Source organism: uncultured Psychrosphaera sp., from assembly GCF_947500655.1.
Taxonomy (GTDB): domain Bacteria; phylum Pseudomonadota; class Gammaproteobacteria; order Enterobacterales; family Alteromonadaceae; genus Psychrosphaera.
On sequence record NZ_CANMSK010000008.1, the window covers coordinates 1 to 25,896 of the forward strand.

Sequence of the window (25,896 nt, forward strand, 5' to 3'; positions counted from 1 at the left end):
GGATCTTTTAAACCCGCGCAAGATCTTTTTTAACATTTATGTTTGTTTGGTCAAATACCAGACAACTTGTATAAAAACGATTCAATAACTTACTAATTTGTCTATATAAAACACTTGTAATCAAAAGTAGACGTACTAATATAGCCACACGCTTACTTCCGAGCGTGAATTTATATTTTTTTAATTTTACTTTTTGAGAGTTCGACTTATGTCTTTTAATTCTTCTGTATTAATAACTTCAGTAATTATTGCTGTTGTGGGTGCTATTCTTATTTCTGTTTTTAATATAGACGTTGCTTCGCACGCTATAGTATTTGCAGTTGGTGCTGTTTTAGCTGGTTTAGTTTCTTCTTTAACTGGTAACTCAGGTGAAGGGAAAGCGGATACGACTACATTATATGTGGGCAACTTACCTTACCGTGCAAATGAAGGCAGTGTAAGAGAGTTGTTTAGTGAATACGGTAAAGTATTCTCTGTTCGCTTATTACGTGATAAACAAACTGGCAAGCGTCGTGGTTTTGGTTTTGTTGAGATTGCCACAAGTGATAGCAAAAAAGTTATTGCTGAACTAAATGATTTTGAATTTCAAGAACGCGTATTAAAAGTGCGTTTAGCAAATGATAAATAAATAGTGTTAGATTTGAGAAAAGGCTGCTAATTGCAGCCTTTTTTTTGTCTGCATATCCCTTTATTGAGATATTTCACGTAAAATAGTTATTAACTCGTTTTTAGGTTTCTTTTATATATGCCAATCAGCTCTATCGATCCAGACAATTACCATTCATTACTAACTAATAAAATCTCTCTAATAAAGGATCAGTTTAAGCAATTTGATCTAAATGAGATTGAGACATTTGAATCTCCTAAGCTTAATTACCGAATGCGTTGCGAATTTAGAGTATGGCATGAAGGTGAAGACTTATTTCACATTATGTTTAATAAAGGCACTAAAGAAAAAGTTCGGATAGATCACTTTCCACCAGCCAGTTTACTAATTAGTGATTTGATGGATGATCTGTTAGCTGAATTACGTCCAAATGAAATCTTACGTAGAAAGCTATTCCAAATTGATTACTTGTCTACTCTATCTGGAGAAATATTAGTTAGCTTGCTTTACCACAAACCATTGGACGATGAATGGACTGATGAATGTAAAGCACTTAAAACGAGATTAGAAGCTAAATACAAAATCAATATTGTAGGACGAGCACGAAAAGTAAAAGTCGTACTTGATAAAGACTATGTTATTGAGCATTTAAATGTAGATGGTAAACAATACATATATAAGCAAGTAGAAAACAGCTTCACTCAACCGAATGCTAAAGTTTGTGAACAAATGCTAAGTTGGGCGAAAAATGCCATTCCTTATAAAGGTGACTTATTGGAGCTTTACTGTGGCAACGGTAACTTTTCATTAGCTTTGGCTGATAAGTTCGATAAGGTGTTAGCGACTGAAATATCTAAACCGTCTGTTGCATCTGCTCAATATAATATTGAAGTCAATAACATAGATAACGTAAAGATCATTCGAATGTCTGCGGAAGAGTTTACTGAAGCTATGGAAGGTAAGCGTGAATTTACTCGTTTACAAGGTATAGACTTAACAAGTTATAACTGTGAAACTATTTTTGTAGATCCACCGCGCTCGGGTCTTGATGATGACACTGTTAACATGGTGGCTAAATACAAACACATCATCTACATATCCTGTAACCCAAATACCTTACATGACAACTTAATGGTATTAACCAAAACGCATAACATTGAAAAGTTTGCGGTGTTCGACCAATTCCCATATACCGATCACTTAGAATGTGGTGTTGTGCTTACTAAAAAGTAAGAACAACAAATACATTTCCGTAATGTCCTGTCCCGTCCTAGAATACGTAAAAGCCCAGTAATTAATGTTGCTGGGCTTTTTGTATTCACAAAAAGCTTTATATGAAAGATTAGTCGCGTATCAGGCGTTGGGCTTTTAATGAGATGCGATCGTGTGAACTATAAATATGCAACCTCTCACGTCCTTGTTCTAAATATGCATCAAGTTCCATAGAAATAACCCCTGGTTTTACTTCTATTTCTAAAACGCCTAAATCCTCCAGATTTGCGCTTAATAACACTTGTTTGCTTAATATGAAAAACTGATTATTGTAATCACGATATTCTCCATTCACATAAAGCTTTACTCCATGAAACCACGTATTTACTATTCTTATTTTTGTATCTTGGATTTTAAAACTAAATTCTTTAGCCATTATCATTCCCTCCTAAGCTAATAACTTACCAATAAAGCTGCCAATTAAAACGCCAAAACCTAATATATATACAGCAACAATAAAGACGAGTAGAACTAAAACGCCAGGCTCTTTTAATATAGAAATTGCTTCACTCTTTAATTCTAACTCTTCCATTACTCTTCCCTTACAAACTGATCCACATATATTGTTAAGCATAATTTAAAAATATTACTAATGTAGCACCAATTATAACTCCACTTAAAAGTGTCAGCATAAAAGTCACGACTTTTGAAGCCGATCCTTCATTCACTGGCGTCACTTCCACAACTGGTGTATCAGGTATGATAATTTCAGATTGTTCTATTTGAAAAACAGCAGCCAATGCCATTATGGTTTCATTTGCTGCATTACCATAACGTTCCACACGTTGAATTGTGCGTAAACTCACCCCACAAGCATCGGCTAAATGTTGTTGCGTCCAATTGCGTTCTGTTCTTTGGCTTTTTATTAACTCTGCATTTATATTCATTACTAATACCTTTACAGAGTTTTATGCAAAAAGAGACATTATTTTATCAATGCCAAAGAAACCAAATGCGAAACCGATAACAAACCACAAAAATATGCGCCATTTCATTAAACGTTTATTTGCTGTGAATTTCGCTACCTGCTTTTGAGTTTCTACGTGTACACCTTTTCTTATCAAAATACAGTGCAGTTCACCAGTTAGTAGACTAACCATGTTAAATTCAAGCTCATAACTAATATTATTCACCGTAAAGGTATGCAATGATTTTTTTGTAAAACTCCATTTACTACTTACTAATTTACCATCCACATATACTTTTTCTTTGCCCGACTTAGCTGATCCCCAAGCATGTACTTCATGGCCTTCAGTATTAAATTTAAAGTTAAAGCCTTTAGTTAATAATGCACGTCCACCAATTTTTTCGACATCTTGGTGGTCGGTTTCATCTTCATTTTGTTTAATAGCTGAATTGTTATTCATTTTGTATATCCTTTTAACTTGGTCGTTCTTATTTGTTTATTTCGACACCAAGTACAACAGAAATTTATAGAAGGGGTGACGACAATTCAGCGACAGTCATATGGTTTGTCATACGACAGTAGACCCTGTCACTTTTGACAGCTCAGTGTCATATAATATATAAGTCACTAAAAATAAGAAAAAATCTACATCTACAAGTTAGCACTTATGATTACGCAAAGACTCTGAGCCTTTTGCAACATACCTAAGTTGTTGTACTACTTTATCAGCCAACAAAATCCGTTTACTCGGGGATAAATCTAATGCGTCTGCTCCGGCATTAAATACTAACGTTACTAAAGCATCTGCTTCATAATAAGCCGTTACATGATTTGCACCGGTTCTTGCTTCAATGTAATCAGATAACTCTTCAACAAAATGTTGTAATTCACGTTGTACGGCTAAACGAAATGACTTTGAGGTGCCAGAACGCTCACGTAATAAAAGTCTAAATTCATTGCCGTTGGTTTCAACAAATTCCATAAACGTGGTTACGGATGTTCTTACAACGCTGCCGCCGCCCTCTTCAATACGAGCTCGAGCTTGTCGCATTAATTGTCTTAATGTTAAGCCGGCTTCATCTACAAGTGTTAATCCCAGTGCATCCATATCTTTAAAGTGACGATAAAAAGATGTTGGAGCTATTCCAGCTTCACGAGTCACTTCTCTTAAACTTAAATTGGCGTAACTCTGGTCTGCACTAAGTAATCGAAAAGCAGCATCTATAATAGTTCGCCTAGTTAACTCTTTTTGCTCAGCTCTGGTTGTACTCTTATTCATAATTCTCTACTTAATTTACAATTTGACCAAGATTAGCTTGTTTAATTTAACATAAAAGGTTGCTTTTATATTTATCCCCTCTAAAATTCAGCGTACACATGTAAGCTAAAACTGAGATTATGAAAAATAAACCTGCTATTTTATGGACTAACCTCCTTGTCTTTTTGCTCACCTTTTTGGTAGCTGTTATTGGCGTCCCACTCTATGCTTACCTATACGGGTTTGATACTGTTCATTGGGTTGCGACGATTCTAACACTTGGTTATGCAGGTATGTCTATCACTGTTGGCTATCATCGCTTATGGGCGCATAAAACCTATGAAGCACATCCTATAGTACAATTTATCCTTGCTTTAGGTGGCGCTTTTGCTTTGCAGAACAGCGCATTGCATTGGTCGTCTGATCATAGAGTACACCACAAATTTGTTGATCAAAACGACAAAGACCCGTATTCCGCAAAAAAAGGTTTTTGGTTTAGCCATATAGGTTGGATGTTAAGAGATTACCAAGCCAATACTTATTCTGACTATTCAAATGTTAGAGACTTACAAAAAAACAAAATAGTAATGTGGCAACATAAGCATTATCTAGCGTTAGCAATTCTTATGAACTTTGGCGTGCCTTTATTACTAGGTGTGATCTACAACGATATTTGGGGAATGTTACTAACCGTTGGGGTTTTACGTTTAGTCCTTAGTCATCACTTTACTTTCTTTATTAATTCATTAGCCCACATTTGGGGTTCTCAGCCTTATACAGATAAAAATACAGCGAAGGATAATGGTGCACTTGCATTTTTAACTTATGGTGAGGGTTATCATAATTATCACCATATTTTTGAAACTGACTACCGTAATGGTATTTTATGGTGGCAGTTTGATCCTAGTAAATGGTTTATCAAAGGCTGTAGCTACTTAGGTTTAACTAAAAACTTAAGGAAGGTACCTGAAGCAAAAATAGCGGCTGCTAAACTGCAGATGCAAAAATATAGAACAGAACATAAATTATTAGAAAAACCAGATCATCAAGAACTGATTGCAAAGCTAGAAGTAGAATACCAGCACTTAGTTGAACGTATTAAGCTTTTTGGCCAAGTGAAAAAAGAGTACTTAATTGCCAAAAAACAAAAAATGTCTGATGCTGCATTTAGCGATATAAAAGAAAACTACAAACAACTAAAACAGCAAATATCAGAACAACAGAAACAATGGCAACAAACTATTATGCAATTAGCTTAGTCATTAAACTTGGTTAAATTAGCGAATAAAAATCAAAAGCGACCTTAGGTCGCTTTTTTATTACTATAATTAGCCACAAATCATAATAAAGCTTGGACTATTGAGTAAAAGTTTTTATCATTCATATTACTAACTAGCAGAGACAAGGCTTAATCGTGACAGCAAAAAGCAAATCAGCTCAAAAAGTAAAATCTCAAAAGGCACCATCTCAAAAGATACAGCCAGAACTTAAGTACCAATACGATGTTATAGTTATAGGTACAGGCCCAGGTGGCGAAGGTGCCGCGATGAACCTGACTAAAGCTGGTAAAAAGGTTGCTGTAATTGAAAAGCACAACGAAGTCGGTGGCGGTTGTACCCATTGGGGCACCATTCCTTCGAAAGCACTTCGTCACTCCGTTAGTCGACTTATCGAATATAATTCAAATCCACTGTTTAACAGCCCAGAAAAAGCTGGAGTGTTAACATTTGATAGTATTTTAAAACATACAACCAACGTAATTAATGACCAAGTTAAGTTACGCGGTGGTTTTTATAATAGAAATGATGTCGACATTTATCATGGTGCAGCTTCATTTGTTGATGCTAATACGTTAAAAATTGTGCTACTTGATGGGTCAGTTGAAAATGTAACGGCTGAGAAGTTTGTAATCGCATCAGGTTCAAGACCTTACCGTCCTGCCGATGTAGACTTTACTCATTCACGTGTTTACGACTCAGATACTATTTTGTCTTTAAAACATGAACCAAAAAGTATCATCATTTATGGTGCGGGTGTTATTGGTTGTGAATACGCGTCTATCTTCCGTGGTCTAGGTTGTAAAGTTGACTTAATAAATGGCCGTGACAGATTACTTTCCTTTATGGATGCAGAAATGACTGACTCATTGAGTTATCATTTTTGGAATAGTGGTATCGTTATTCGTCATAATGAAGAATATGACAAAATTGAAGGCACAGAAGACGGCGCTGTAATGACCTTAAAGTCAGGTAAGCGCATGAAAGCTGATTGTATTTTATTCGCCAATGGCCGTACCGGTAACACGGATGCATTAAACTTAGAAGCGGTTAACTTAAAAGCCAATTCAAGAGGCTCACTAGCGGTTGACTCTACCTATAAAACTTCGGCTGAGAACATCTATGCCGTTGGTGATGTTATCGGTTACCCAAGTTTAGCCAGTGCCGCTTACGACCAAGGCCGAATTGCAGCTGATTATATGTTAGGTCTAACGACAGAACGTAAGTTAATTGAAGACATTCCAACTGGGATTTACACAATTCCAGAAATGTCATCGGTAGGTAAAACTGAGCAACAACTTACTGCAGCAAAAATACCTTACGAAGTTGGTAGAGCATCATTTAAACACTTAGCTCGCGCGCAAATTGGCGGCAGTCCAATCGGTAGTTTAAAAATACTATTCCGTTGTGATACCAAAGAGATCCTTGGCATACATTGTTTCGGTGAACGTTCGGCTGAAATCGTTCATATCGGACAAGCAATTATGCAACAAAAAGGTGAAGCCAATACCATAGAGTATTTTGTTAATACTACATTTAACTACCCGACTATGGCTGAAGCTTATCGAGTTGCTGCGTTAAATGGTTTAAACAGATTATTTTAACGCTTAAATTAAAGAGCTAATAAAAACAAAACCGCAGTAACTATTACTTAAATAAGAGTAAAGTTACTGCGGTTTTTTTATGTATTATTTATACTAAATATTAACTTCACTATCTAATTAGCCGGTTAAAACACTATTTATGACAGAGCTAGAGGCACTCATACAACAGGTCAAACAATGTACTATCTGTGCTGCAGACTTACCTTTCCCTCCTAATCCAATCATTCAACTATCGCAAAATTCTAAAGTCCTAATTATTGGTCAGGCACCTGGGAAACTTGCACATGAGTTCAATAAACCATTTCTAGATAAGTCAGGTGAGCGTCTACGGAGTTGGCTAGGTGTAACTGATGAAGAATTTTACAACAAAGATAACTTTGCCATTATGCCAATGGCTTTTTGCTTTCCTGGTAAAAACAATACGAACTCAGGAGATAAAGCACCTCCGAGTATTTGTCAGCAAACATGGCATAACAAAATACAAAAAAAATTGGACAATATTAAGCTAACTTTATTGGTAGGACAATATGCTGCCAAGCAGTATGTAGCAGAATTCAGTAATTTAACTAACGCAATTAAAGAGAATGAAGTTCAGAGCAGTGATGTACTTGTATTACCCCACCCTTCACCAAGGAACAACATTTGGTTATCGAAAAATAAATGGTTCGAAACAAAAACGCTGCCTATAGTGAGGCAGCGTATTAATGACATTTTGATCAACTGATGTTAACTCAGTTTAAGTATATAGCTCTTTATTTATGCTCTTTATTTATGGAAGGCTGGGCTGTATTCCACAACTGACTCAAAGAACACGCCTGCATTTTCAGGACTAACATCTGGTGTAATACCGTGACCTAAGTTAAATACATGACCTGTGCCACTGTCACCGTAATCAGCTAATATCGTTTTCACTTCTTGCTGAATACGTTCTGGTTTTGCGTACAACATTGCTGGGTCCATATTGCCTTGAAGAGCCACTTTATCACCCACTCTTCGTTTAGCTTCAGCGATATTAATGGTCCAATCCAAACCAAGTGCATCACAGCCAGTTTCTGCCATCATCTCTAACCATTGACCACCGTTTTTAGTGAACAAGGTAACTGGTACTTTACGGCCTTCGTTTTCACGTGTTAAACCGTCGATGATTTTACTCATATAGTTTAATGAAAAGTCTTTGTAATCTCTTGGAGTTAATACACCGCCCCAAGTATCAAAGATCATTACAGATTGTGCGCCAGCTGCAATTTGTGCATTTAGGTAACTAGTTACTGAATCAGCAACTTTATCCAATAACTGATGCATCATCTTAGGCTCTGAATACATCATGCCTTTAATTTTAGAAAACGTTTTTGTGCTTCCGCCTTCAACCATATAAGTGGCTAATGTCCAAGGACTACCAGAGAAACCAATCAATGGTACTTTGCCATTTAATTCTTTACGAATAGTACGCACTGTATCCATTACATAACGTAATTCTACTTCTGGGTCGATAACACCAATTTTATCTAAGTCTGCTTGAGTACGAATTGGCGATTTAAAACGAGGACCTTCACCCGTTTCAAAATACAGACCTAAACCCATAGCATCTGGAATAGTTAAAATGTCTGAAAATAAAATGGCAGCATCAATTGGGTAGCGACGCAAAGGTTGCATAGTTACTTCACAGGCTAATTCTGGATTTTTCATCAAGGAAACAAAATCACCAGCAATGGCTCTTGTTGCTCGGTACTCTGGAAGATAACGACCTGCTTGTCTCATCATCCACACTGGAGTGCGGTCAACAGGTTGTTGCATTAATGCTTTTAAATATCGATCGTTTTGTAATTCTGCCATTTCTGCTACGGTTCCGCCTTAAAAATTCAACGGACAGATTTTATCACCATAACGTCCTCGTCTCTATAGAAACAAATGATCTAAGAAGATATTTATTTATTCTAAATCAATCAAAGATTAATTGTTGCAGTGCAGATCTGCCTTTGCTATAAATATAACGCGCTCAAGAATAATAAAATAAGCAGCAACATTAATTCTAAAAACTCAAGCGCTATAAAAATTCAACCACTCTTTTGAGTGGTTTTTTCTTTTGTGCTATTTGGGGTTCTTGGTTTAGATACCATCTAACGCAAACGTTTTACTAAGCCAGTTTTATCATCTTTTTTGTCTGAGCTATTAATTGTCCCGCAATAGATTGAATTGGTGCAGTACGTGGCATGTTATCTAATCCATACCAATCAGCCGACAGTATTTCTTTTTCACAAAGAACCAAATCGCCTGAATCATATTCAGCGGTATAACCAACCATCAACGAGTGCGGAAATGGCCAAGGTTGACTGCCAAAGTATTTAAGGTTTTTCACTTTAATCCCCACTTCTTCACCCACTTCTCTGTGTACCGCCTGTTCTAAAGTTTCTCCACTTTCCACGAAACCAGCAATAATACTAAACTGCCCCGGCTTATGATGAACGCCTTGAGCTAATAGTATTTTGTCTTTTTTACGAATAGCCACAATAATACAAGGTGATATACGCGGGTAACATCTGTGATTACAAGGTTTGCACTGAGTTGCTAATTCCCAGTCAATCAATGTCATTTTTTCACCGCATTGACCACAAAATTGGTGCGTGCGTAAAAACAGATCAACTTGAAATGCCCTAGCAACAAATTCAAATTTGTCAGGTTGGTCAAACAATACAGTCCTAAAACCAAAGAATTCACTTTCGTGTTGGCGAAACTCTTCATCTGTTATTTGTAATAAATAAACCAGGCTACCATCGAAGACACCAATTTCATGCACTTGTTCTGGCGGAGTAAACGGCATAGCTAAATCTGAAAAGACACCGCAGGGAATATTATTAGTTGGTGCAGGTAAATAAACTTTATGGTTGGCAATCACACACCACCATCCCTCTAATTCTTGTTCAAAACTAATACTATGTTGGATCATCGTTTGTTCCTGATATTGATAGGTAAACTTATAAAATATTGAAATCAATTAATGTTAATTTTAGAGATATCACATATATTTAACATATGATGTTTAAAACATATTGATCTTTTAGCTAAGATCATTTGTTATAGCAAAGCTATAAACTATTTTATAAGGTAATTGCATGTTAACGCGTTTGGAACAAACACAACAGAAGTATGGTGGTACGAATAAAATAATTGATTCGTGGTTAGCTGAACGACAAAAGTTATTAGTCAAATATTGCAAACTAGCCGGTCTTCCGCCTTTTGAAAAGGAAACAAAAGCCTTACCCAAAAATAATCTAGTGAATAATTTTTGCCAAATATTAATTGATTATTTATCTGCCGGCCATTTTGAAATATATAATGATGTTGTTAAGCAATGTAAAGAGCATAGCCCTGAGAGCGCGACGTTAGCCGATAATCTTTATCCAAAAATAACAGCGACCACAGATGATTTAGTTAGCTTTAATGATAAATATGCTTCGTTAAATGATGATACAGATTTAGAAGGCTTTGATACTGACTTATCAGTGATCGGCCAAATATTAGAAGCCAGATTAGAATTAGAAGATGAGCTAATTCATACCTTCTATTTAAATACCACTGAGCAGCCATCCGCATAAATAGGCTATAGCTTAATTATAAAGAGCTTATCACTTTATAACTCCCAACAAAAAAGGCGCTTATGCGCCTTTTTAATACAAACTAATTAATAGAACTTAGTTTGCGATACTCAGTAATTCAACTTCAAATACTAATGTTGAATAACCAGGAATTGAAGAACGACCACGTTCACCATAAGCTAAGTCATAAGGAATATAAAACTTATACTTAGAACCAACTGTCATATACTGTAAACCTTCAGTCCAACCAGCTATTACTTGGTTTAAACCAAATGTTGCAGGTTCGCCACGCTCAACGGATGAATCAAATACGCTGCCATCCAGGAAAGTACCGTGATAATGCACTGTTACTTTATCAGTAGCAGCAGGTTTCGCGCCTTCGCTAGCCGTTAATACTTCATATTGTAAACCAGACTCAGTTACTGTTACGCCTTCTTTTTTAGCATTTTCAGCTAAGAATGTTTCGCCAACACCTTTTGCTGCTGCTGTAAGTTCTTTTTGCTTTTCATCGCGGCGTTTATTAACTTCCGCTTCAAGAGCTATCATTACAGTTTTTATTTCGTCTTCCGTTAACTGAACATTTTCAGCTAATGCATCACGAATACCACCGAGTAATTTTTCTTGATCTAATTTAATGCCGATTTCTGCATTTTGAGTAAGATTATCATTTAGGTAACGACCCATAGATGCGCCTAACGCATAACTTTGTTTATCTAAATCTGTGTTTAATTCAACAGACTTTTGATCTGCATTTCCGCAGGCACTTATAAGACTAATCGCTGCAGCAGCAATTGAAAGCTTAATTACTTTTCTCATTATGGATCTCCATAGTTAATGTAAGGTTGGTAGCAAATTTAATATCAATATTATTTAGTAAAAATCTAAGCTACAATTTTGGCTCTAAAGTGGCCTATACTAGCGAGTATCGTCCTAAAGAAAAACCTAAATAACACTAATAAGGCAATTAGTTTGCGTATTTTTAGCCATTTAAGTCTCACAATTATTTTATCCGCTTGGTTAATCACCGGATGTCAGCCTAAAACGTCAATTGCAATTTCGCAATCTGAACACAGCCAAAGTGGTTCATTTGCAGCATCAGTTTCTAATTCTGGTAATTACGCCGTTGTTTCCTCTTTATATCATGGTGTCTCTTTATGGGATTTAAAGAGCAATGGCGCAAAATACAATTGGTATCAAACACCTAAAGAACAAACCTTCTCTTTATTTGACGATAACTCTAACGCTCAAGCTGATAATAACTTTGTTTTTGCCACCGCAATATCTAATGACGATAGCCATGCGGTTTTGGCCGACAAAGAAAACTTTTCATTGTGGGATATTAAAACGGGTGAAAATAAAGGTTATTGGCAAGTAAGACAATCCAAAGTGGTTTACCGCACAAAAACCATTAACGGTGCAACCAAGCAACTAAGTATTTACGATGTTGTTGATCCCAATAAATGTTTAAACCCATCGGTTGAAAAAAATGAACATTGTGTCGTGGTTGGTAATATAAGAGCTATCGATGTTTCTAATTACGGCAATCATGTATTAATAGGTAAAAGTAATGGTGTAGTTGTTCATATCAACATAAACACAGGTAGACGCTTAGAGTTTTTGGGCCATCAACAAGTACTGTTAGACAGTGATAAAAAGCCATTTCATATTAACAACGCAATTAATAGCGTCGCCTTATCACCGAATGGTTTGTATGCCTTATCAGGCTCCAGTGATCAAAGTGCTTATTTATGGAATACCGAAACTGGGCAAGTCATTTATAAATTTCAACATCATAATCGTGTAGTACAAGTTGCTTTAGATGCACAAGCTCGTTTTGCGTTCACCTCTGACACTGGTGACCAAGCTAGTATTTGGGATTTAAAAACTGGTAAAGTGATATCTCAATTACAGTACATCAGTCGCCAAGAAATCTTCTCTTTTGCCCGGTTTAGCCACAATGGTAGGTATTTAGTGACTGGTGCACCTACGCGACAATTAACATTGTGGGATGTGAAAACTGGCAAACAAATTAAGCAGTGGTTAGTCTCACCAAGAAAAAATAGTCGCCCAGCTAGTGCAGTAGTGTATAGTGCCGCGTTTATAAATAACGACACACAAATAATCAGTGAAAGCTCGTCTGGTTTAAGTGAAGTATGGAATATAAAGTAGATAGATAATAATGACTGAAAACATGACAGATAAGCTAATTCAACGATTGGAAGAGTTGGAACATAAACAAGCATTCCAAGACGATACGATTGATCAACTTCATCAAGAGATCACTGCGCTGAACTTAAAACAATCTATGTTCAAACGTCAGATAGAGTTATTAGCAGAGAAGGTCAGTTCCAATAAAGGTTCCAACCTTGCTGATGAATCAGAAGAAACGCCGCCACCGCACTATTAATTAATAGTGCTCAGCAGTTAGTCGTCTGGTGTGAATACACCAATCACTTGTTCAAATTGGCGAGTCGCACCTTGTACCGCACCTTCCGGCTGTACCATTTGGTGATGACATTTTACGCATTCTACTTTTTCAACATTGTTCTCTATAAACAATACCATAGTATCCATAGAGTCACATTTTGGGCAGGTAGCCCCAGAAATAAAACGTCTTTTATTTTTACTCACATTTCCCCGCAAAAACTAATTTTTAGTACAAACCGATTATATGTGCCTATTTAACCAATTTTTGCGCTAAATTACACCTCTTATTCCTTGCGTTTATTGTTTGTGACGATACTATTCCAAACATAAATTTATCCCACAACTTAGTAAGTCATTTAATTCATGTTACATATATCCCAGCTAAATTTACAACTCGGAAACAAAGTTCTATTTACCAACGCAAACGCGACTATTTATCCGGGACATAAAATAGGGATCATTGGTGCAAATGGCACGGGGAAATCTACGTTATTTAATGTTATCCGTGGCGAATTAGGCACAGATAATGGCGATGTCAGTTATCCAAAAAATTGGCAACTTGCATGGGTAAAACAAGAAACTCCAAATGTAGATACATCAGCTATTGAATACGTTATTGATGGCGACATTAAGTACAGAGAACTACAAGCCCAGTTACAAATTGCAGAAGATAATAACGACGGAACTAAAATTGGGCATTTGCATCATGAGCTGGAAAACATTAATGCCTACACCATTAAATCTAGAGCCGGAGAATTACTTAACGGTCTAGGGTTTGATGTCGAAGCACAACAAAAACCAGTAAAGAGCTTCTCTGGTGGTTGGCGTATGCGCCTTAACTTAGCGCAAGCATTAATGATTGATAGTGACTGCTTACTGCTAGATGAACCAACTAACCACTTGGACTTAGATGCCGTTATCTGGTTAGAAAAATGGCTTAAACGTTATGCTGGCACCATCTTATTAATTTCTCATGACAGGGATTTTATTGACAATATTTGCCAAGGTATTTTACACGTTGAACAACAGTCACTTAATAGTTACACAGGTAATTACTCAAACTTTGAAAGACAGCGCTCCGAAAAATTATCACAGCAGCAAGCTACATTTGAAAAACAACAAGTTGAAATTAAGCATATTCAGTCTTTTATCGACCGCTTTAAAGCTCAAGCGACAAAAGCTAAACAAGCGCAAAGCCGTGTTAAAATGTTAGAACGCATGGAAGTGATTGCACCAGCTCATATTGACTCTCAATTTAACTTTTCATTTCCACCAGCCAAGCAGCTTCCTAATCCAATTATGAAAATGGAAAAAGTAAGTGCCGGTTACGGTGACACCACCATACTCAGTAATATTCATTTAAATTTAGTGCCGGGCAGTCGTATTGGTTTATTGGGTAGAAATGGTGCTGGTAAATCTACCTTTATAAAAACGATTTCATTATCTCAACCACCTCTTACCGGTGAATTGGAACATTCCAAGCATCTTAATATTGGTTATTTTTCGCAGCATCAATTAGACAGATTACGTCTAGGTCAAACTCCAGTACAACATATCACTATGTTAAATCCCGGCATGCTGGAACAAGAAGCTAGAAATTACCTTGGTGGCTTTGGTTTTAATGGCGACCAAGCATTAGACAAAATCGACAGCTTTTCTGGTGGAGAAAAAGCCCGTTTAGTTTTGGCTCTTATCGTATTTGAAAAACCAAACCTGTTATTACTCGATGAACCAACCAACCACTTAGACATTGAAATGCGTCAAGCGTTAACCATTGCACTACAAGGTTTTGAAGGTGCGATGATCTTAATCTCACATGACAGGCATTTACTGAAGTCGAGTTGTGACGAATTGTATTTAGTCGACAACGGAACCGTACAACCTTTTGATGGAGACTTAGAAGATTATCACGCTTGGTTATTAACCGAGACATTGAAAGAAGTAGCGGCAAATAAAAGTACAGATGATAAAGAAAACTCAGCAGCCACTAAAAAAGAACAAAAACGACTTGATGCAGAATTAAGAAAGAAAGTATCGCCGCTTAAAAAGCAAACCGACAAATTAGAAAAACAACAAAAAAAGTTAGAAACTCGACTTAAACAAATAGAAGAGTTAATGGCAGATACCGAGCTATATACAGAACAAAACAAGACTCAGCTAAATAAACTATTAACCGAGCAAGCCAGTATTAAATCTGAATTAGAAACCATTGAGCTTGAATGGTTTGAATTAGAAGAGCAGATTGAAACAATACGCGAAGAATTTACGGCTTAGTTAGCGCTGGGCAAAAACTAGAAAAATATAATAAACAGTAACTAAATATAAAAAGGGATAATAATGAAATTTCCATTAGCCATATTTACGATAACTTCGTTGGTAATAGTGTCACTTTTATCAGCTTGTAATACTCAAGTTACAACCAGTGCATACTCACTAAAAAGTGGTGGACACATGCCAGTTTCACAACAAGGTTTAACTGTGAAACATGCTGACTTAACATTTGATATTAAACCAGAGCAAACAATCATTGCAGGGATAGCAACCCTAACTCTTATTACAGATAAACCTCGTGATTCTTTTTCTGTCGACTTAGACCGTGTTTTCAATGTCTCTGCCGTTGCAGTAAATGGAGAGACTCTCAGCTCGGAGCAATACTCAAACCCAGAAGGTATGCTTTTAATTAACCAAGCTGTGTCAGATGAATTTAGTGTGACGATTACCTACCAAGGGCAACCAAGAGTACCGGTAAGAGCACCTTGGGATGGCGGCGTTATGTGGGAAACTACACCAAGCGGCGAGCATTGGATTGCCAGTGCGGTTCAAGGTGAAGGCTGTGATTTATTCTGGCCTTGTATTGACCACCCTACCACTGAACCAATGCAAGTAGAGCAACATATTACTGTTCCAAAACCACTCGTTGCAGCAAGCAATGGTGTGTTGGTTAATGTCGATGAAGACAAATTTACAAGAACCTATCATTGGCAAACTAAGTCAATGCATAACACTTATGCTATAGCCCTAAATATTGCCCCTTATGAATTGTTAGAGACAAAATACCAAAGTCTCTATGGCAATACATTAGATATTCAGTTTTATCACTTACCTGAAACGACAGAGAAAGCCAAAATATTGTTTAGTGAAATTCCAACCATGATCAACTTCTTCGAACGTGTGATTGGACCTTACCCTTTTGCCCAAGAAAAAGTAGGAATAGCTGAAACACCACATTTAGGTATGGAACATCAAACAATCAATGCCTATGGCAATGAATATAAAAAAAACGAGTTTGGTTATGACCAATTAATGCAGCATGAATTTGCTCATGAATGGTTTGGCAATCAACTTACCAATGACAACTGGGATCACATGTGGCTACACGAAGGTTTTGGCTCTTACATGCAACCTTTGTTTGCTCAGTACCTTCATGGTGATTTAGCCTATAAAGCACAATTAAATAATCAACGTAAAAAAATCCTAAATAGAGCTCCTTTAGTATCAAACGAGATAAAGGAAGAAGAAGAGGTTTATGAAACAAAAACAGGCCCTGGTGGTGACATTTACACTAAAGGTTCCTTAGTTCTCCATACGTTAAGAAGCTTGATTGGCGATGATGCATTTTTCACGTCTACAAAAGAGTTAGTATACGGTACCGCCACACCAAAACCGGGTAACTTCACCCCTGTATTTAAAAACAGCGCTGACTTTGTCAACATAGTAAATAAAGTAACAGGCAAAGACTTATCTTGGTTTTTTGATGTTTACCTTTACCAAGCTAAATTACCTAAATTAGTTGTAAACAGAACTGACGATAAAATCACATTGCAATGGCAGATTGAAAACAACAAACCATTTTATATGCCAGTCGAAATACAAATAAATGGCAAAGTAACCACGTTAGATTTAGCTACGCCCGTTACATTAACTATTGATAAAATGGATGTGATCATTGTCGATCCTAACAGTAAAATCCTAAAGTACGACCAACACATCGTTGATTATCAGAACTTTCTTAAGGAAAAGAAAAAAGTTAATAAATAGTTTCTTTTACGTGTCTCGTTTTACGAGCTAAGTAAATAGAAAAGTATTACACACTTAGTATAATTAGCTGGATTTACAGCATAGCTGTAAATCCTTCCAACTCTTCCATCTGAGTAAGCCAATTCTGAATAGCTGGGTATTGGCTTAAGTTAAAACCACCATCTTCTGCTACATGGGTATAAGCATATAAACAAACATCTGCAGTCGTTACTTGCTCGCCAGTTATAAAATGACTTTCTTGTAATTCCGCTTCCATTGTTTTTAGCGCTTTATGGCCACCAACCTGTTTTGCGGCATACTCTTCTTTTTTATCATCCGGTAAGCCTAAGTATTTATTTATAAAACGTGCGACTGCAATAAAAGGTTCGTGACTGTATTGCTCAAAGAATTGCCACTGTTGTACTTTTGCTAGTTCGTATGGTGTTGATGGTAAATAATCTGTATGCGCCGCTAGGTAATTAACTATTGCATTAGACTCTGACAAACAGCGGCCATCATCTAATTCTAATAACGGAATTTTACCCAGCGGGTTTTTAGCTAAGAAGGCTAAGTCTTTAGTATCGCCCGCTAATATATCAATATCAATCCATTCATATGACAATCCGAGTAAGTCACAAATTAATTGTACTTTGTAACAGTTGCCTGATTGTCTATCACCGTATATTTTCATAGCACCTTACCTTTAAATTCTTTACTATCATTGAATGAATGCAATTACTCTATCTTCCTTCTGGCAATTTAGCCTAGCACTTTATAAAAATGATTTAGTGCAGTCGGCTCTTATCACTTGGCAAAATGATGTTAACGCCAATGTTAACCTGGCTTTGTTATGCGCCATGTTAAACCAACAAAAAATAGCCTTACCCCAATCTGAGTTAATGGCTCTACATACCAAAGTTTCAGATTTTTCTAATGGCTACACCAAACCATTAAGAGCTTTACGACAACGTTATAAAGAGGACATGGATGCAATTGAAGGTTATCCAGCTATTAGACAAAAGCTGTTAGATGCTGAATTGATATTTGAGCAACAAGAGCAAAGCTTGTTGCTGTCAGAATTACCCCAGTCACAAAAAAACAAGTTACATTCGGTAATAGAAGAACCCGATAATATTGATAATTTAGCTTTGTACCAAACACATTTAATAGAACAAAGTGAGCTGACTAGTCTGCCAAAAGTTAAATTAACTGATCTAAATCAATATTTAGTTTAGTGCTTCCCATCCTCTAGAAAATACTTGATCTGGATCATATCAACTCTTAGCTATCACTCTACACTTCACCCATCAGATTTATTTACTTCTATATTGAAAAGGGGAACGTAATGTTCAGAGATTTTTTTAGTGATCCAGTATTGTATATGAGCTTTGGCATATTAAGTTTAACTGTTCTTTTGGGAGTATTTTATACTTGGTATTTCATCTCACATGTAGTGAATGCAAAAGATGGATCTACAGAAGACACAGACAAAATAGATAAATAGTACGACTTATATATCCCAACCTTATAAGTGGCACTACCTTTTATGGCGGTTACGTTAATAACTTTAACCTCTGGGCGCCTATTTTTTATATTCACTTACTCTTTACCTAAAAATCTACTTTAGCGCATAAATAAATTTACAGCGAAAAAGATACAATGTAACATATCAACTTTATAAGTGATTGTATTTAATAAATTCATGCCTACAAAATTGATGTCCATTATTAGACTTGTCTTGATCAGTGTTTTATTAAACGCTGCTTTTGTGCAATCTGAACATCAGTTAACTCACTTATCTCAAAGTCATACTATTGAGCAATGTGATGTCTGTTCACATCCATCTTATCTTGACCACTTAATCATTCCTACAAATTATAGCTTTCATTATTTTCAAGAAAATAACGATACTTTACTCAATGCTTTCACCCTAAAAAAACAATCCCCAATAACCATCCCTCATGCTCGGGCTCCGCCTTTTAACGCTTGATTCATCACCATTGGCTTTTTAGCCAGTAATTAAAAATGAATACTGATCCTCTGTCATTTACAGGTTGTAAGTTATAAGGGAGTTATTCTTAGTCTATTTTTAAATGGCTTATTTAAAAGTCATATTTCAGGCGAATATTATGTTTAAGCAAGTTTGCGCTTTATTAGCGCTTATTATCGTATTTCCAATTTCTGCCGCTCAGTCATTGTCGGGCGTGGTTTTTTCTAAAAATAAGCATGCAGAGCAAGTTCCAATTGCTAATGCAAAAGTACAAATCCATGGACATAACCATTCAGAGCAAACCGATGCACAAGGTCGATTTGTTATTGAACTAGAGTCTAAAACACCAATTAAAAACGCAGTTGATCCAAACACTTACGAATTACACGTTAGCGCTACAGGATTCCAACATAAAAATATTTTAGTTGATAACACAACGTCCACTACCCTGCCATTACAAGTTGAGTTAGCGTCTAGTGTTATGGATCATATAGATGTATACGCATCACCATTACATTCTTCTACTATTGAATCTGCATCTGCTATTTCTGTGATCTCAGATGAGGAGCTTCACAATAAGCACACTTCTACTTTGGGCGAGACATTAAAATATGAGTTAGGTGTACATTCTACTTATTTTGGTCCGGTTAGTTCTAGTCCAATTATCCGTGGTTTAGATGGCCCAAGAGTGATGATCACGCAAAATGGATTAGATGCGTCAGACGCATCAAGAGTGGGTCCAGATCATGTTGTTTCAACAGAAACATCAACGGTAAAACAAGTTGAGATATTACGCGGTCCTGCCACATTACTATTTGGTAACGGCGCAATTGGTGGTGTTATAAACGTAGTAGATAACCGTGTTCCAACTAACGACGAATTTGAAGCTGATTATCAGGTATCGCACAACACAGTTTCTAATGAAAATGAATTAAGCGTTAACTTAAGTACTGGATTAGCAGCACAAGGCTTTGATAATGTTGCTGTACATTTTGATGCATTCACTCGCTCAAGCGATGACTATGAAATCCCAGGTCCTGCAGAATCAGAAGATGCTCATGATGAGGAAGAGGAAGAGCATGAGGAACACGAGGAAGAGTTTACTGGAGTTCTAGAAAATAGTGCCGCTGACTCTGACGGCTTTAATCTAGGCGCAAGCTACTTATTTGACTCTGGCTTTGTTGGCGTTTCTTTTGGTCAACTTAACCGTTTATACGGTATTACTGGTCACTCGCATGAAGAAGAAGAGGAAGAGCATGAGGAAGAAGAGCACGAAGAAGAGATTGTCCAAGGCGATATGACCCAAGACCGAGTACAAGTATTAAGTGCTTTTGAATTTGACCATTCATTCATTACTGGTTTACAAACTAAATTTGGTTACACAGATTATCATCATGCAGAATTAGAAAACGGTGAAATTGGCACTCAGTTTTATAACAAAACGACACAATTAAAATCTGATTTAATTTTTGCAGAAATAGCCGGTTGGCATGGTGCATTATCGGTTGAATATAAGCATTCAGACTTTTCTGCAGAGGGTGAAGAAGCATTTACTCCACCATCAGTAACTGAAAACACGTCAATTGCTTTACTAGAGGAAAGGCACTTAGGTTCTGTGTTATTGCAGCTAGGTGCTCGTGTTGAATCGATAGACTTATCAGCAGACATTGACGGTGTAAATCAAAGCTTTGATTTCTCTCCAATTAGCTTATCTAGCGGAATAGTTTGGGACTTTACAGATGGTTATAACTTAGGTGTGTCCTTAACACGTTCTGAACGTGCACCAAGTGCAAGTGAATTACTATCTTTAGGTACACATATTGGAACAAGCAGTTATGAAGTTGGTTCTCTTTACGAGATTGAATTTGATGAAGCCGACCAACACTCAGAGTTAGTATTATCATCACAGCCAACTGAGTTAGAAACAGCCAACAATGCTGAATTAACACTACGTAAATTTAACGGTGACTTTGGTTTTGTTATTAACTTGTTCTATAACACTGTAGACAACTTTTATTATCAAAATGAAACCGGTCTATTATCGTCAGATATCCTTGAGCATGATGAAGAAGAGCATCACGACGAAGAGGAAGATCATGAAGAAGAAGGGCATGAACACGAAGAAAGTGACCTACCTGTTTATATAACGCAAACTAACAACGCTAAGTTCTACGGCATAGAAAGCCAGTTTAAATGGCAAGTAACACCAGAACTAAAGCTAGCACTGCAAGCAGACACAATTGTAGGTGAGTTAACTAATGGTGAATATTTACCACGCATCCCACCAAATAGAATTGGCCTGTCATTTAAATACCAAGGTAATAGCTGGGATTTAGGCGCTCAAAATATGTTTTATTTCTCGCAAACTAAATTAGCACCGCTGGAAACTAAAACAGATTCATACAATATGACGGATATCGATTTTGCTTATTACTTCCAAGCAGGCAATCAAGATCTTACCGCATTTGCTAATATCAGAAACGTATTTGATGTAGAAGCTCGTGTACACAGTTCATACCTGAAAGACTTAACTTTATTACCAGCTCGTGGACTTCATGTAGGGGTTAGAGGTAAGTTTTAAATCACTAAATAACTTTAGCAAGTCTTATGAGCTGTTATACAAATATGTATAACAGGATCAAAAAAGCCAATGTTTACATTGGCTTTTTTATTACTTGAAATTAAGGGCTATTTACCTTTCAAAATAAGAATCAGGTCTAAATGTAGCGGCATCATAAATTGACCACAAATGTATTAATCCAGCGAAAATAACAGGAACAATTAGAAACCATAATGCATAACCAACGGTGACTGTCACAAATATAAATATTGCAGGTAATATATTGCCTTGGATCAGTTGTCCTAACCCTGGAATAAATACATTACACAATGCGGCTAATACGTTACCTGTTGAACCTTGTCCTGACATACTCTCCTCCAAAATTTAAAAATCATACTGTATCAATAACTCTAGCTTAGCTTTTTAACTCGGTTATACCAATTACATTAAATGAATAACAATCAAGTAATTGCTATAAGAGGCAACTTAACCGTTGCTGATAAACCACCTTGCTTTCGGTTTTTTAAAATAACTTCTCCGTGGTGTGAATCAACTATCTTTTTAATAATAGCTAAACCTAAACCACTACCTTCTCCACCGCGCGCAATATCACCTTGGTAAAATGGTTCAAATAACTTAGCCACATCGTCTTCTTTAATTCCGGGGCCAGAATCTAGTACTGAAAAATAAAACATGTTATTTTTTTTATCAATTCCAGTTTCAACTAAAATCTTATCGTTTGAATACCTAAGTGCATTCTCTAATAAGTTGGTGATCACTCGCTTAATCGCGATGGGCCTCATCATTTGAGCTTTTATTTTACTATCAAAGAAAGTTTGAAATTCTCGTTGTTTATTCAATTTCTCTGACTCGACTACATCATCTACTAATGCATTAAAATCAACAGCTACAAGTGCTTCTTCTTTATGGTGACGTATGAAAGCGATAAATTGATCTATGATCATATTCATATCTTCAATATCGTTAACTATGCCATCTTTTAAGTAATCTTCGTTTGGCCCCATCATTTCTGTGGCAAGCCTAATTCGAGTTAATGGAGTACGTAAATCATGAGAGACTCCCGCCATTAACAAACTTCTATCTTTCTCTAATTGTTTAATGCCCGCCGACATTTGGTTAAAAGCTCGCGTTACCGCCACAATTTCTGTTGAGCCTATCTCTTTGAGTTGCTCAGGAAAATCACCTTGTCCTACTTCTTTAGCGGCACTTTCCAATGACTTAAGCGGCCTATTTAATTGGCGAGCAAACACCCAACCACCAGCCACACTTAAAATACCAATAGCAATTAGATAAATGGTAAAAGGCGAAAGGTTCCTTTCTTCTAGTCCATCCAAAGGTAAACGCACCCAGTAGTTTTTCGCTTGTGGTGGTTTTACCCAAAAATAGTAATTATCACCTTCCGATATTCTTACCTCTGTTTCACCACCTAACTGTTTTGACATTTGTTCAGAAAAGTATGGATAAACTTGCGCGTCTAACAAACCTTTTTCTTCAGCTTGTTGGTTGGTAAGTACTTTAATTCCAGTGGTTTTGATGAAGTCGACTGATAACTGTTTAGGTATTGTTATTCCTTGAGTATTAGGCATAAACAATACTTTAATTTGCTTAGCCAATAAGTTATTTACTTGCTGATAACTTGGCTCTATAACGTAAAATAATACGCTAACCATAGAAACAATCTGGTTAATTAATAACAACGAACCAACTAAAAAAACAGTCTGACCAAAAGAGCTCTTAGGCAATAATTTCATAACAACTTCATTTAAATTTGGATAAAAGCCAACTCATATAAGTTGGCATAACGAGGCTGGGTAAGAATGCGAACTAGCCTTTTCCGTCTGGAATAAATACATACCCCACGCCCCAAACCGTTTGTATATATCTTGGTTTAGTGTGATCTTCTTCAATCATTTTACGTAATCGGCTTACTTGTACATCTATGCTTCTTTCCAGTGCAGAGTAATCTCTTCCCCTTGCCAAGTTCATTAATTTATCACGGGACAATGGCTCTCTAGCATGGCTTATTAAGGTTTTTAGTACAGCAAACTCACCACTGGTTAGCGGCATAATTTTATTACCGTGATGCATTTCCCGCGTTGCTAAATTTAAGGTGAAATCACCAAAGGTGACTTCTTCCTCTTCCATTGTTGGTGCGCCCGGAACGTCTTTAGATTTACGACGTAAAATAGCGCGTATTCTGGCAAGTAATTCTCTTGGGTTAAATGGCTTAGCCAGATAATCATCAGCACCTAGCTCTAAACCAATAATGCGGTCAACCTCGTCGCCTTTAGCCGTTAACATAATAATTGGAATTTGGTTGTTGTTTTGACGCAAGCGACGACAAATAGACAAACCATCTTCACCTGGCAACATAAGATCTAACACGATTAGATGGAAATTTTCTCGATCTAACAATCGATTCATTTGTTCTGAATTAGAGGCGCTTCTTACGATAAAAGACTGCTCTGTTAAATAACGTTCTAACAAGCTACGTAAACGCATGTCGTCATCAACAACCAAAATTTTAGTGGTTTCGCTTTCCATTTTTTATCCAATCGATATTTATTATGTGTCGAATATAAAAGAAAAGCGGCAGTTTGCCAAAACATCTCTGTAATTAGGTTGTTACAAAGTTTTACAGAGATATTTAACTTGGGAAGTTCAGGTTAATAAAAGAGGGATTTATACATGATAACAATACCGAAAATATTAAAGGCTATTTAGCTTCAATAACTAATTGAAAGTCTTCTAACCTAACAGTCGACGGCCCTTTACGGACTGTATTTGTAATACCTTTACTACCAAAGTCAAAGTAAAGGCCTCCATATAAAGTATGATTAACTTTAATGATCACATTTTCCATATAATCACGGCGACGTTGACTTAAGGTTTTACGGTAATTTATGGTTTTATTTATTTTATTTTCTAATTGGATCATTTCAGCTTTTGCTGCACTTTTTTGTTCGCCTCCTACTAAAGAGGGCAAGTTAGATTGTAGCAGGTCTAATTTTTCTTGTGATTCTTCAATTTGTTGCCAAAAACTATCTTCTTTTTGCTTAAATACATCATAGGTTCTATTCATGGAAATATGAGTAACGGTATCCGACGGTGCACCTAAGTGCCCAACTTCAATATACTTACTAATATTATAATGTCCGCCAATGATCTTACCGCGTGGCACTCGGCCTTTACCAACAACAATAGATGCAGCCGTCACATTACAATGTGATATTTGTTTATGTATAAATACATCACGTTTTGCCACTATGTCTACATGATTAGCAAAAGCAACATTCACTCGGTTACCTGACTCCAACAAACAGGTATTTTTACGGCCATCAACTTCTTCATCTAACGACTTACCAGAAGCCCCCGATAATACTGTTAATTCACCACGACAGCGTATACTAGATGACTCAACAAAACCTGAAATAAGTACATCACCAGAAGCAATGATCTTCATTTCAGGTGACACATCACCAAGTATAATTACCGTTCCATTAAATTTAACATGACCTTGTTTTGGTGTTAATTCAGTTAACGTATAAACATCGTCAACTTCCATACGATTATCAATTAACCGAGCTAAGCCTTCTTTTTTGGCTAGTAATATAGTTTCATCATCTGGATCGATAATAGTGCCTGAAGATACTTCCATTCTGACATCTTTCCCAGGATTCGCTTTTAACGTATCGCCCAAGACATTGCGACCATCGATACCCGCTGTTAAAGGCATTTTTTGATAAATTTTTTCGCCTGGCTTGACTGTTTCAATATCACCTAAGTCTTTGAGATCAACTTTACCATCAGCCATTTCGGTTGGTTTACGAATTTTATCTGAGAATAATTCCACAAGAGGTTTAAAGCTGGCGTTTTTTCCATGCTTAGGTTCTTTACCTAAAGCAATAACCGACTCAAAGATTTCACCAGGATGGGCATCAAAACTATTTTCTAATAAAGCTTCTACTTTTGAGCGTTTAAGACCAAAGCTTACTCTTTTCTTTTGACATGCTTTTTTAATTGCATCAACACTAGCAATTTTTCCACCCCAAGGCATTTCAATTTGGGCTTTAGCTGACATTTTATCTGCTGAAACTTTAATAGTAACAATCGCATCTATTATTTCAGCAAATTCACGAGTAAATTTGGTTGGATTATTTACGCCATTTTTAATTTCCATGACTAATTCATTAACCGAATCTATAAGGTCGAGTAGTACTTCTTTTTTTACATAGGTTTTATAAAACGTACTGTCAGCATGCGCTTTCAGTAAATCCGATACTTCATAGATAGGGCTATGGGCACTACAATCTATCTCAATAGAGATTATCGAACCATCTTGGGTAAAGCTAATATCAGACAA

Annotated in this window: 26 protein-coding genes; 12 read left to right on the forward strand and 14 right to left on the reverse strand. The window is 36.5% G+C overall.

Annotated features, from left to right (window positions below; all coding sequences use genetic code 11):
* Window positions 1-208: 208 nt before the first annotated feature.
* Window positions 209-628 (forward strand): RNA-binding protein, encoded by a 420-nt coding sequence (locus Q0940_RS08415; RefSeq protein ID WP_299266953.1) that lies wholly within the window; start codon window positions 209-211, stop codon window positions 626-628.
* Between the two features lie 117 nt (window positions 629-745).
* Window positions 746-1,840, forward strand: coding sequence for a tRNA (uridine(54)-C5)-methyltransferase TrmA (trmA, locus tag Q0940_RS08420; RefSeq protein WP_299266957.1), 1,095 nt, complete (start codon window positions 746-748; stop codon window positions 1,838-1,840).
* Window positions 1,841-1,949: 109 nt separating this feature from the next.
* On the opposite strand, the gene Q0940_RS08425 is transcribed toward trmA, so the two are convergent.
* The 5 genes from Q0940_RS08425 to fabR all read right to left on the reverse strand — a co-directional run bounded on the left by Q0940_RS08425 (window position 1,950) and on the right by fabR (window position 4,065).
* Window positions 1,950-2,255 carry a hypothetical protein gene (locus tag Q0940_RS08425; RefSeq protein WP_299266959.1) on the reverse strand — a complete coding sequence of 102 codons (306 nt, stop codon included), beginning with the start codon at window positions 2,253-2,255 and terminating at the stop codon, window positions 1,950-1,952.
* Between the two features lie 12 nt (window positions 2,256-2,267).
* Window positions 2,268-2,411, reverse strand: coding sequence for a hypothetical protein (locus Q0940_RS08430; protein ID WP_299266962.1), 144 nt, complete (start codon window positions 2,409-2,411; stop codon window positions 2,268-2,270).
* 34 nt (window positions 2,412-2,445) lie between these two features.
* Window positions 2,446-2,766: a helix-turn-helix transcriptional regulator gene (locus Q0940_RS08435; protein WP_299266965.1), complete on the reverse strand. Its 321-nt coding sequence runs from the start codon at window positions 2,764-2,766 to the stop codon at window positions 2,446-2,448.
* A gap of 21 nt (window positions 2,767-2,787) precedes the next feature.
* Window positions 2,788-3,246 carry a hypothetical protein gene (locus Q0940_RS08440; protein WP_299266967.1) on the reverse strand — a complete coding sequence of 153 codons (459 nt, stop codon included), beginning with the start codon at window positions 3,244-3,246 and terminating at the stop codon, window positions 2,788-2,790.
* 198 nt (window positions 3,247-3,444) lie between these two features.
* Window positions 3,445-4,065 carry an HTH-type transcriptional repressor FabR gene (gene fabR / locus Q0940_RS08445; RefSeq protein WP_299266969.1) on the reverse strand — a complete coding sequence of 207 codons (621 nt, stop codon included), beginning with the start codon at window positions 4,063-4,065 and terminating at the stop codon, window positions 3,445-3,447.
* 119 nt (window positions 4,066-4,184) lie between these two features.
* Here fabR and Q0940_RS08450 point away from each other — a divergent pair, with 119 nt between their 5' ends.
* The 3 genes from Q0940_RS08450 (at window position 4,185) to Q0940_RS08460 (ending at window position 7,649) form a co-directional block, all read left to right on the forward strand.
* The gene (locus Q0940_RS08450) at window positions 4,185-5,303 is read left to right on the forward strand and encodes a fatty acid desaturase (protein ID WP_299266971.1); all 1,119 of its coding nucleotides are present in this window, start codon (window positions 4,185-4,187) and stop codon (window positions 5,301-5,303) included.
* A 215-nt stretch (window positions 5,304-5,518) separates the two neighbouring features.
* Entirely contained in the window at window positions 5,519-6,925 is a 1,407-nt protein-coding gene (gene sthA / locus Q0940_RS08455; protein WP_299267372.1) for a Si-specific NAD(P)(+) transhydrogenase, read from the forward strand.
* Between the two features lie 139 nt (window positions 6,926-7,064).
* On the forward strand, window positions 7,065-7,649 hold the full coding sequence (locus tag Q0940_RS08460) for a uracil-DNA glycosylase family protein (protein ID WP_299266973.1): 585 nt from the start codon (window positions 7,065-7,067) through the stop codon (window positions 7,647-7,649).
* Window positions 7,650-7,690: 41 nt separating this feature from the next.
* Here the strand turns inward: Q0940_RS08460 and hemE are convergent, their stop codons facing one another.
* Together hemE and nudC are read right to left on the reverse strand one after the other, a co-directional pair.
* Window positions 7,691-8,758: a uroporphyrinogen decarboxylase gene (hemE, locus tag Q0940_RS08465; protein ID WP_299266976.1), complete on the reverse strand. Its 1,068-nt coding sequence runs from the start codon at window positions 8,756-8,758 to the stop codon at window positions 7,691-7,693.
* Window positions 8,759-9,059: 301 nt separating this feature from the next.
* On the reverse strand, window positions 9,060-9,869 hold the full coding sequence (gene nudC, locus Q0940_RS08470; protein WP_299266979.1) for an NAD(+) diphosphatase: 810 nt from the start codon (window positions 9,867-9,869) through the stop codon (window positions 9,060-9,062).
* 166 nt (window positions 9,870-10,035) lie between these two features.
* Between nudC and rsd the strand changes: the two genes are divergently transcribed.
* A complete protein-coding gene (gene rsd, locus Q0940_RS08475) occupies window positions 10,036-10,518 on the forward strand; it encodes a sigma D regulator (protein ID WP_299266982.1) in 483 nt (160 codons plus the stop codon).
* 96 nt (window positions 10,519-10,614) lie between these two features.
* On the opposite strand, the gene fkpA is transcribed toward rsd, so the two are convergent.
* Entirely contained in the window at window positions 10,615-11,334 is a 720-nt protein-coding gene (gene fkpA / locus Q0940_RS08480) for an FKBP-type peptidyl-prolyl cis-trans isomerase (RefSeq protein ID WP_299266984.1), read from the reverse strand.
* Between the two features lie 153 nt (window positions 11,335-11,487).
* Here fkpA and Q0940_RS08485 point away from each other — a divergent pair, with 153 nt between their 5' ends.
* Together Q0940_RS08485 and Q0940_RS08490 are read left to right on the forward strand one after the other, a co-directional pair.
* Complete coding sequence (locus tag Q0940_RS08485) at window positions 11,488-12,687, forward strand: WD40 repeat domain-containing protein (RefSeq protein ID WP_299266988.1); 1,200 nt, start codon at window positions 11,488-11,490, stop codon at window positions 12,685-12,687.
* A 10-nt stretch (window positions 12,688-12,697) separates the two neighbouring features.
* Window positions 12,698-12,925 (forward strand): SlyX family protein, encoded by a 228-nt coding sequence (locus Q0940_RS08490; RefSeq protein ID WP_299266990.1) that lies wholly within the window; start codon window positions 12,698-12,700, stop codon window positions 12,923-12,925.
* 17 nt (window positions 12,926-12,942) lie between these two features.
* Here the strand turns inward: Q0940_RS08490 and Q0940_RS08495 are convergent, their stop codons facing one another.
* Window positions 12,943-13,149, reverse strand: coding sequence for a YheV family putative zinc ribbon protein (locus Q0940_RS08495; protein WP_299266994.1), 207 nt, complete (start codon window positions 13,147-13,149; stop codon window positions 12,943-12,945).
* A 159-nt stretch (window positions 13,150-13,308) separates the two neighbouring features.
* Between Q0940_RS08495 and Q0940_RS08500 the strand changes: the two genes are divergently transcribed.
* A complete protein-coding gene (locus Q0940_RS08500) occupies window positions 13,309-15,219 on the forward strand; it encodes an ABC transporter ATP-binding protein (RefSeq protein ID WP_299266996.1) in 1,911 nt (636 codons plus the stop codon).
* Between the two features lie 63 nt (window positions 15,220-15,282).
* Window positions 15,283-16,983, forward strand: a complete 1,701-nt coding sequence (locus Q0940_RS08505; protein WP_299267000.1) for a M1 family metallopeptidase — start codon at window positions 15,283-15,285, stop codon at window positions 16,981-16,983.
* A gap of 73 nt (window positions 16,984-17,056) precedes the next feature.
* Here the strand turns inward: Q0940_RS08505 and Q0940_RS08510 are convergent, their stop codons facing one another.
* Entirely contained in the window at window positions 17,057-17,653 is a 597-nt protein-coding gene (locus tag Q0940_RS08510; protein ID WP_299267003.1) for a glutathione S-transferase family protein, read from the reverse strand.
* 34 nt (window positions 17,654-17,687) lie between these two features.
* On the opposite strand from Q0940_RS08510, the gene Q0940_RS08515 reads away from it, so the two are divergent.
* Window positions 17,688-18,197 (forward strand): TIGR02444 family protein, encoded by a 510-nt coding sequence (locus Q0940_RS08515; RefSeq protein WP_299267006.1) that lies wholly within the window; start codon window positions 17,688-17,690, stop codon window positions 18,195-18,197.
* Window positions 18,198-19,091: 894 nt separating this feature from the next.
* Window positions 19,092-21,533 (forward strand): TonB-dependent receptor, encoded by a 2,442-nt coding sequence (locus Q0940_RS08520; protein WP_299267008.1) that lies wholly within the window; start codon window positions 19,092-19,094, stop codon window positions 21,531-21,533.
* Window positions 21,534-21,644: 111 nt separating this feature from the next.
* On the opposite strand, the gene Q0940_RS08525 is transcribed toward Q0940_RS08520, so the two are convergent.
* The 4 genes from Q0940_RS08525 to Q0940_RS08540 form a co-directional block, all read right to left on the reverse strand.
* Entirely contained in the window at window positions 21,645-21,881 is a 237-nt protein-coding gene (locus Q0940_RS08525) for a hypothetical protein (RefSeq protein ID WP_299267011.1), read from the reverse strand.
* A gap of 92 nt (window positions 21,882-21,973) precedes the next feature.
* On the reverse strand, window positions 21,974-23,284 hold the full coding sequence (envZ, locus tag Q0940_RS08530; RefSeq protein ID WP_299267015.1) for a two-component system sensor histidine kinase EnvZ: 1,311 nt from the start codon (window positions 23,282-23,284) through the stop codon (window positions 21,974-21,976).
* A gap of 73 nt (window positions 23,285-23,357) precedes the next feature.
* Window positions 23,358-24,077: a two-component system response regulator OmpR gene (ompR, locus tag Q0940_RS08535; protein WP_299267019.1), complete on the reverse strand. Its 720-nt coding sequence runs from the start codon at window positions 24,075-24,077 to the stop codon at window positions 23,358-23,360.
* Window positions 24,078-24,249: 172 nt separating this feature from the next.
* Entirely contained in the window at window positions 24,250-25,896 is a 1,647-nt protein-coding gene (locus Q0940_RS08540) for a FapA family protein (protein ID WP_299267023.1), read from the reverse strand.

Excerpts from the sequence above, each read along its gene's own strand:
- hemE (WP_299266976.1), bottom strand. The coding sequence starts at position 8,758 with ATGGCAGAATTACAAAACGATCGATATTTAAAAGCATTAATGCAACAA.
- Q0940_RS08415 (WP_299266953.1), top strand. The coding sequence starts at position 209 with ATGTCTTTTAATTCTTCTGTATTAATAACTTCAGTAATTATTGCTGTT.
- Q0940_RS08440 (WP_299266967.1), bottom strand. The coding sequence starts at position 3,246 with ATGAATAACAATTCAGCTATTAAACAAAATGAAGATGAAACCGACCAC.
- Q0940_RS08435 (WP_299266965.1), bottom strand. The coding sequence starts at position 2,766 with ATGAATATAAATGCAGAGTTAATAAAAAGCCAAAGAACAGAACGCAAT.
- Q0940_RS08425 (WP_299266959.1), bottom strand. The coding sequence starts at position 2,255 with ATGGCTAAAGAATTTAGTTTTAAAATCCAAGATACAAAAATAAGAATA.
- fkpA (WP_299266984.1), bottom strand. The coding sequence starts at position 11,334 with ATGAGAAAAGTAATTAAGCTTTCAATTGCTGCTGCAGCGATTAGTCTT.
- Q0940_RS08520 (WP_299267008.1), top strand. The coding sequence starts at position 19,092 with ATGTTTAAGCAAGTTTGCGCTTTATTAGCGCTTATTATCGTATTTCCA.
- Q0940_RS08460 (WP_299266973.1), top strand. The coding sequence starts at position 7,065 with ATGACAGAGCTAGAGGCACTCATACAACAGGTCAAACAATGTACTATC.
- fabR (WP_299266969.1), bottom strand. The coding sequence starts at position 4,065 with ATGAATAAGAGTACAACCAGAGCTGAGCAAAAAGAGTTAACTAGGCGA.
- nudC (WP_299266979.1), bottom strand. The coding sequence starts at position 9,869 with ATGATCCAACATAGTATTAGTTTTGAACAAGAATTAGAGGGATGGTGG.
- envZ (WP_299267015.1), bottom strand. The coding sequence starts at position 23,284 with ATGAAATTATTGCCTAAGAGCTCTTTTGGTCAGACTGTTTTTTTAGTT.
- rsd (WP_299266982.1), top strand. The coding sequence starts at position 10,036 with ATGTTAACGCGTTTGGAACAAACACAACAGAAGTATGGTGGTACGAAT.
- Q0940_RS08515 (WP_299267006.1), top strand. The coding sequence starts at position 17,688 with ATGAATGCAATTACTCTATCTTCCTTCTGGCAATTTAGCCTAGCACTT.
- Q0940_RS08505 (WP_299267000.1), top strand. The coding sequence starts at position 15,283 with ATGAAATTTCCATTAGCCATATTTACGATAACTTCGTTGGTAATAGTG.
- Q0940_RS08430 (WP_299266962.1), bottom strand. The coding sequence starts at position 2,411 with ATGGAAGAGTTAGAATTAAAGAGTGAAGCAATTTCTATATTAAAAGAG.
- trmA (WP_299266957.1), top strand. The coding sequence starts at position 746 with ATGCCAATCAGCTCTATCGATCCAGACAATTACCATTCATTACTAACT.
- Q0940_RS08500 (WP_299266996.1), top strand. The coding sequence starts at position 13,309 with ATGTTACATATATCCCAGCTAAATTTACAACTCGGAAACAAAGTTCTA.
- Q0940_RS08490 (WP_299266990.1), top strand. The coding sequence starts at position 12,698 with ATGACTGAAAACATGACAGATAAGCTAATTCAACGATTGGAAGAGTTG.
- Q0940_RS08450 (WP_299266971.1), top strand. The coding sequence starts at position 4,185 with ATGAAAAATAAACCTGCTATTTTATGGACTAACCTCCTTGTCTTTTTG.
- ompR (WP_299267019.1), bottom strand. The coding sequence starts at position 24,077 with ATGGAAAGCGAAACCACTAAAATTTTGGTTGTTGATGACGACATGCGT.
- Q0940_RS08525 (WP_299267011.1), bottom strand. The coding sequence starts at position 21,881 with ATGTCAGGACAAGGTTCAACAGGTAACGTATTAGCCGCATTGTGTAAT.
- Q0940_RS08510 (WP_299267003.1), bottom strand. The coding sequence starts at position 17,653 with ATGAAAATATACGGTGATAGACAATCAGGCAACTGTTACAAAGTACAA.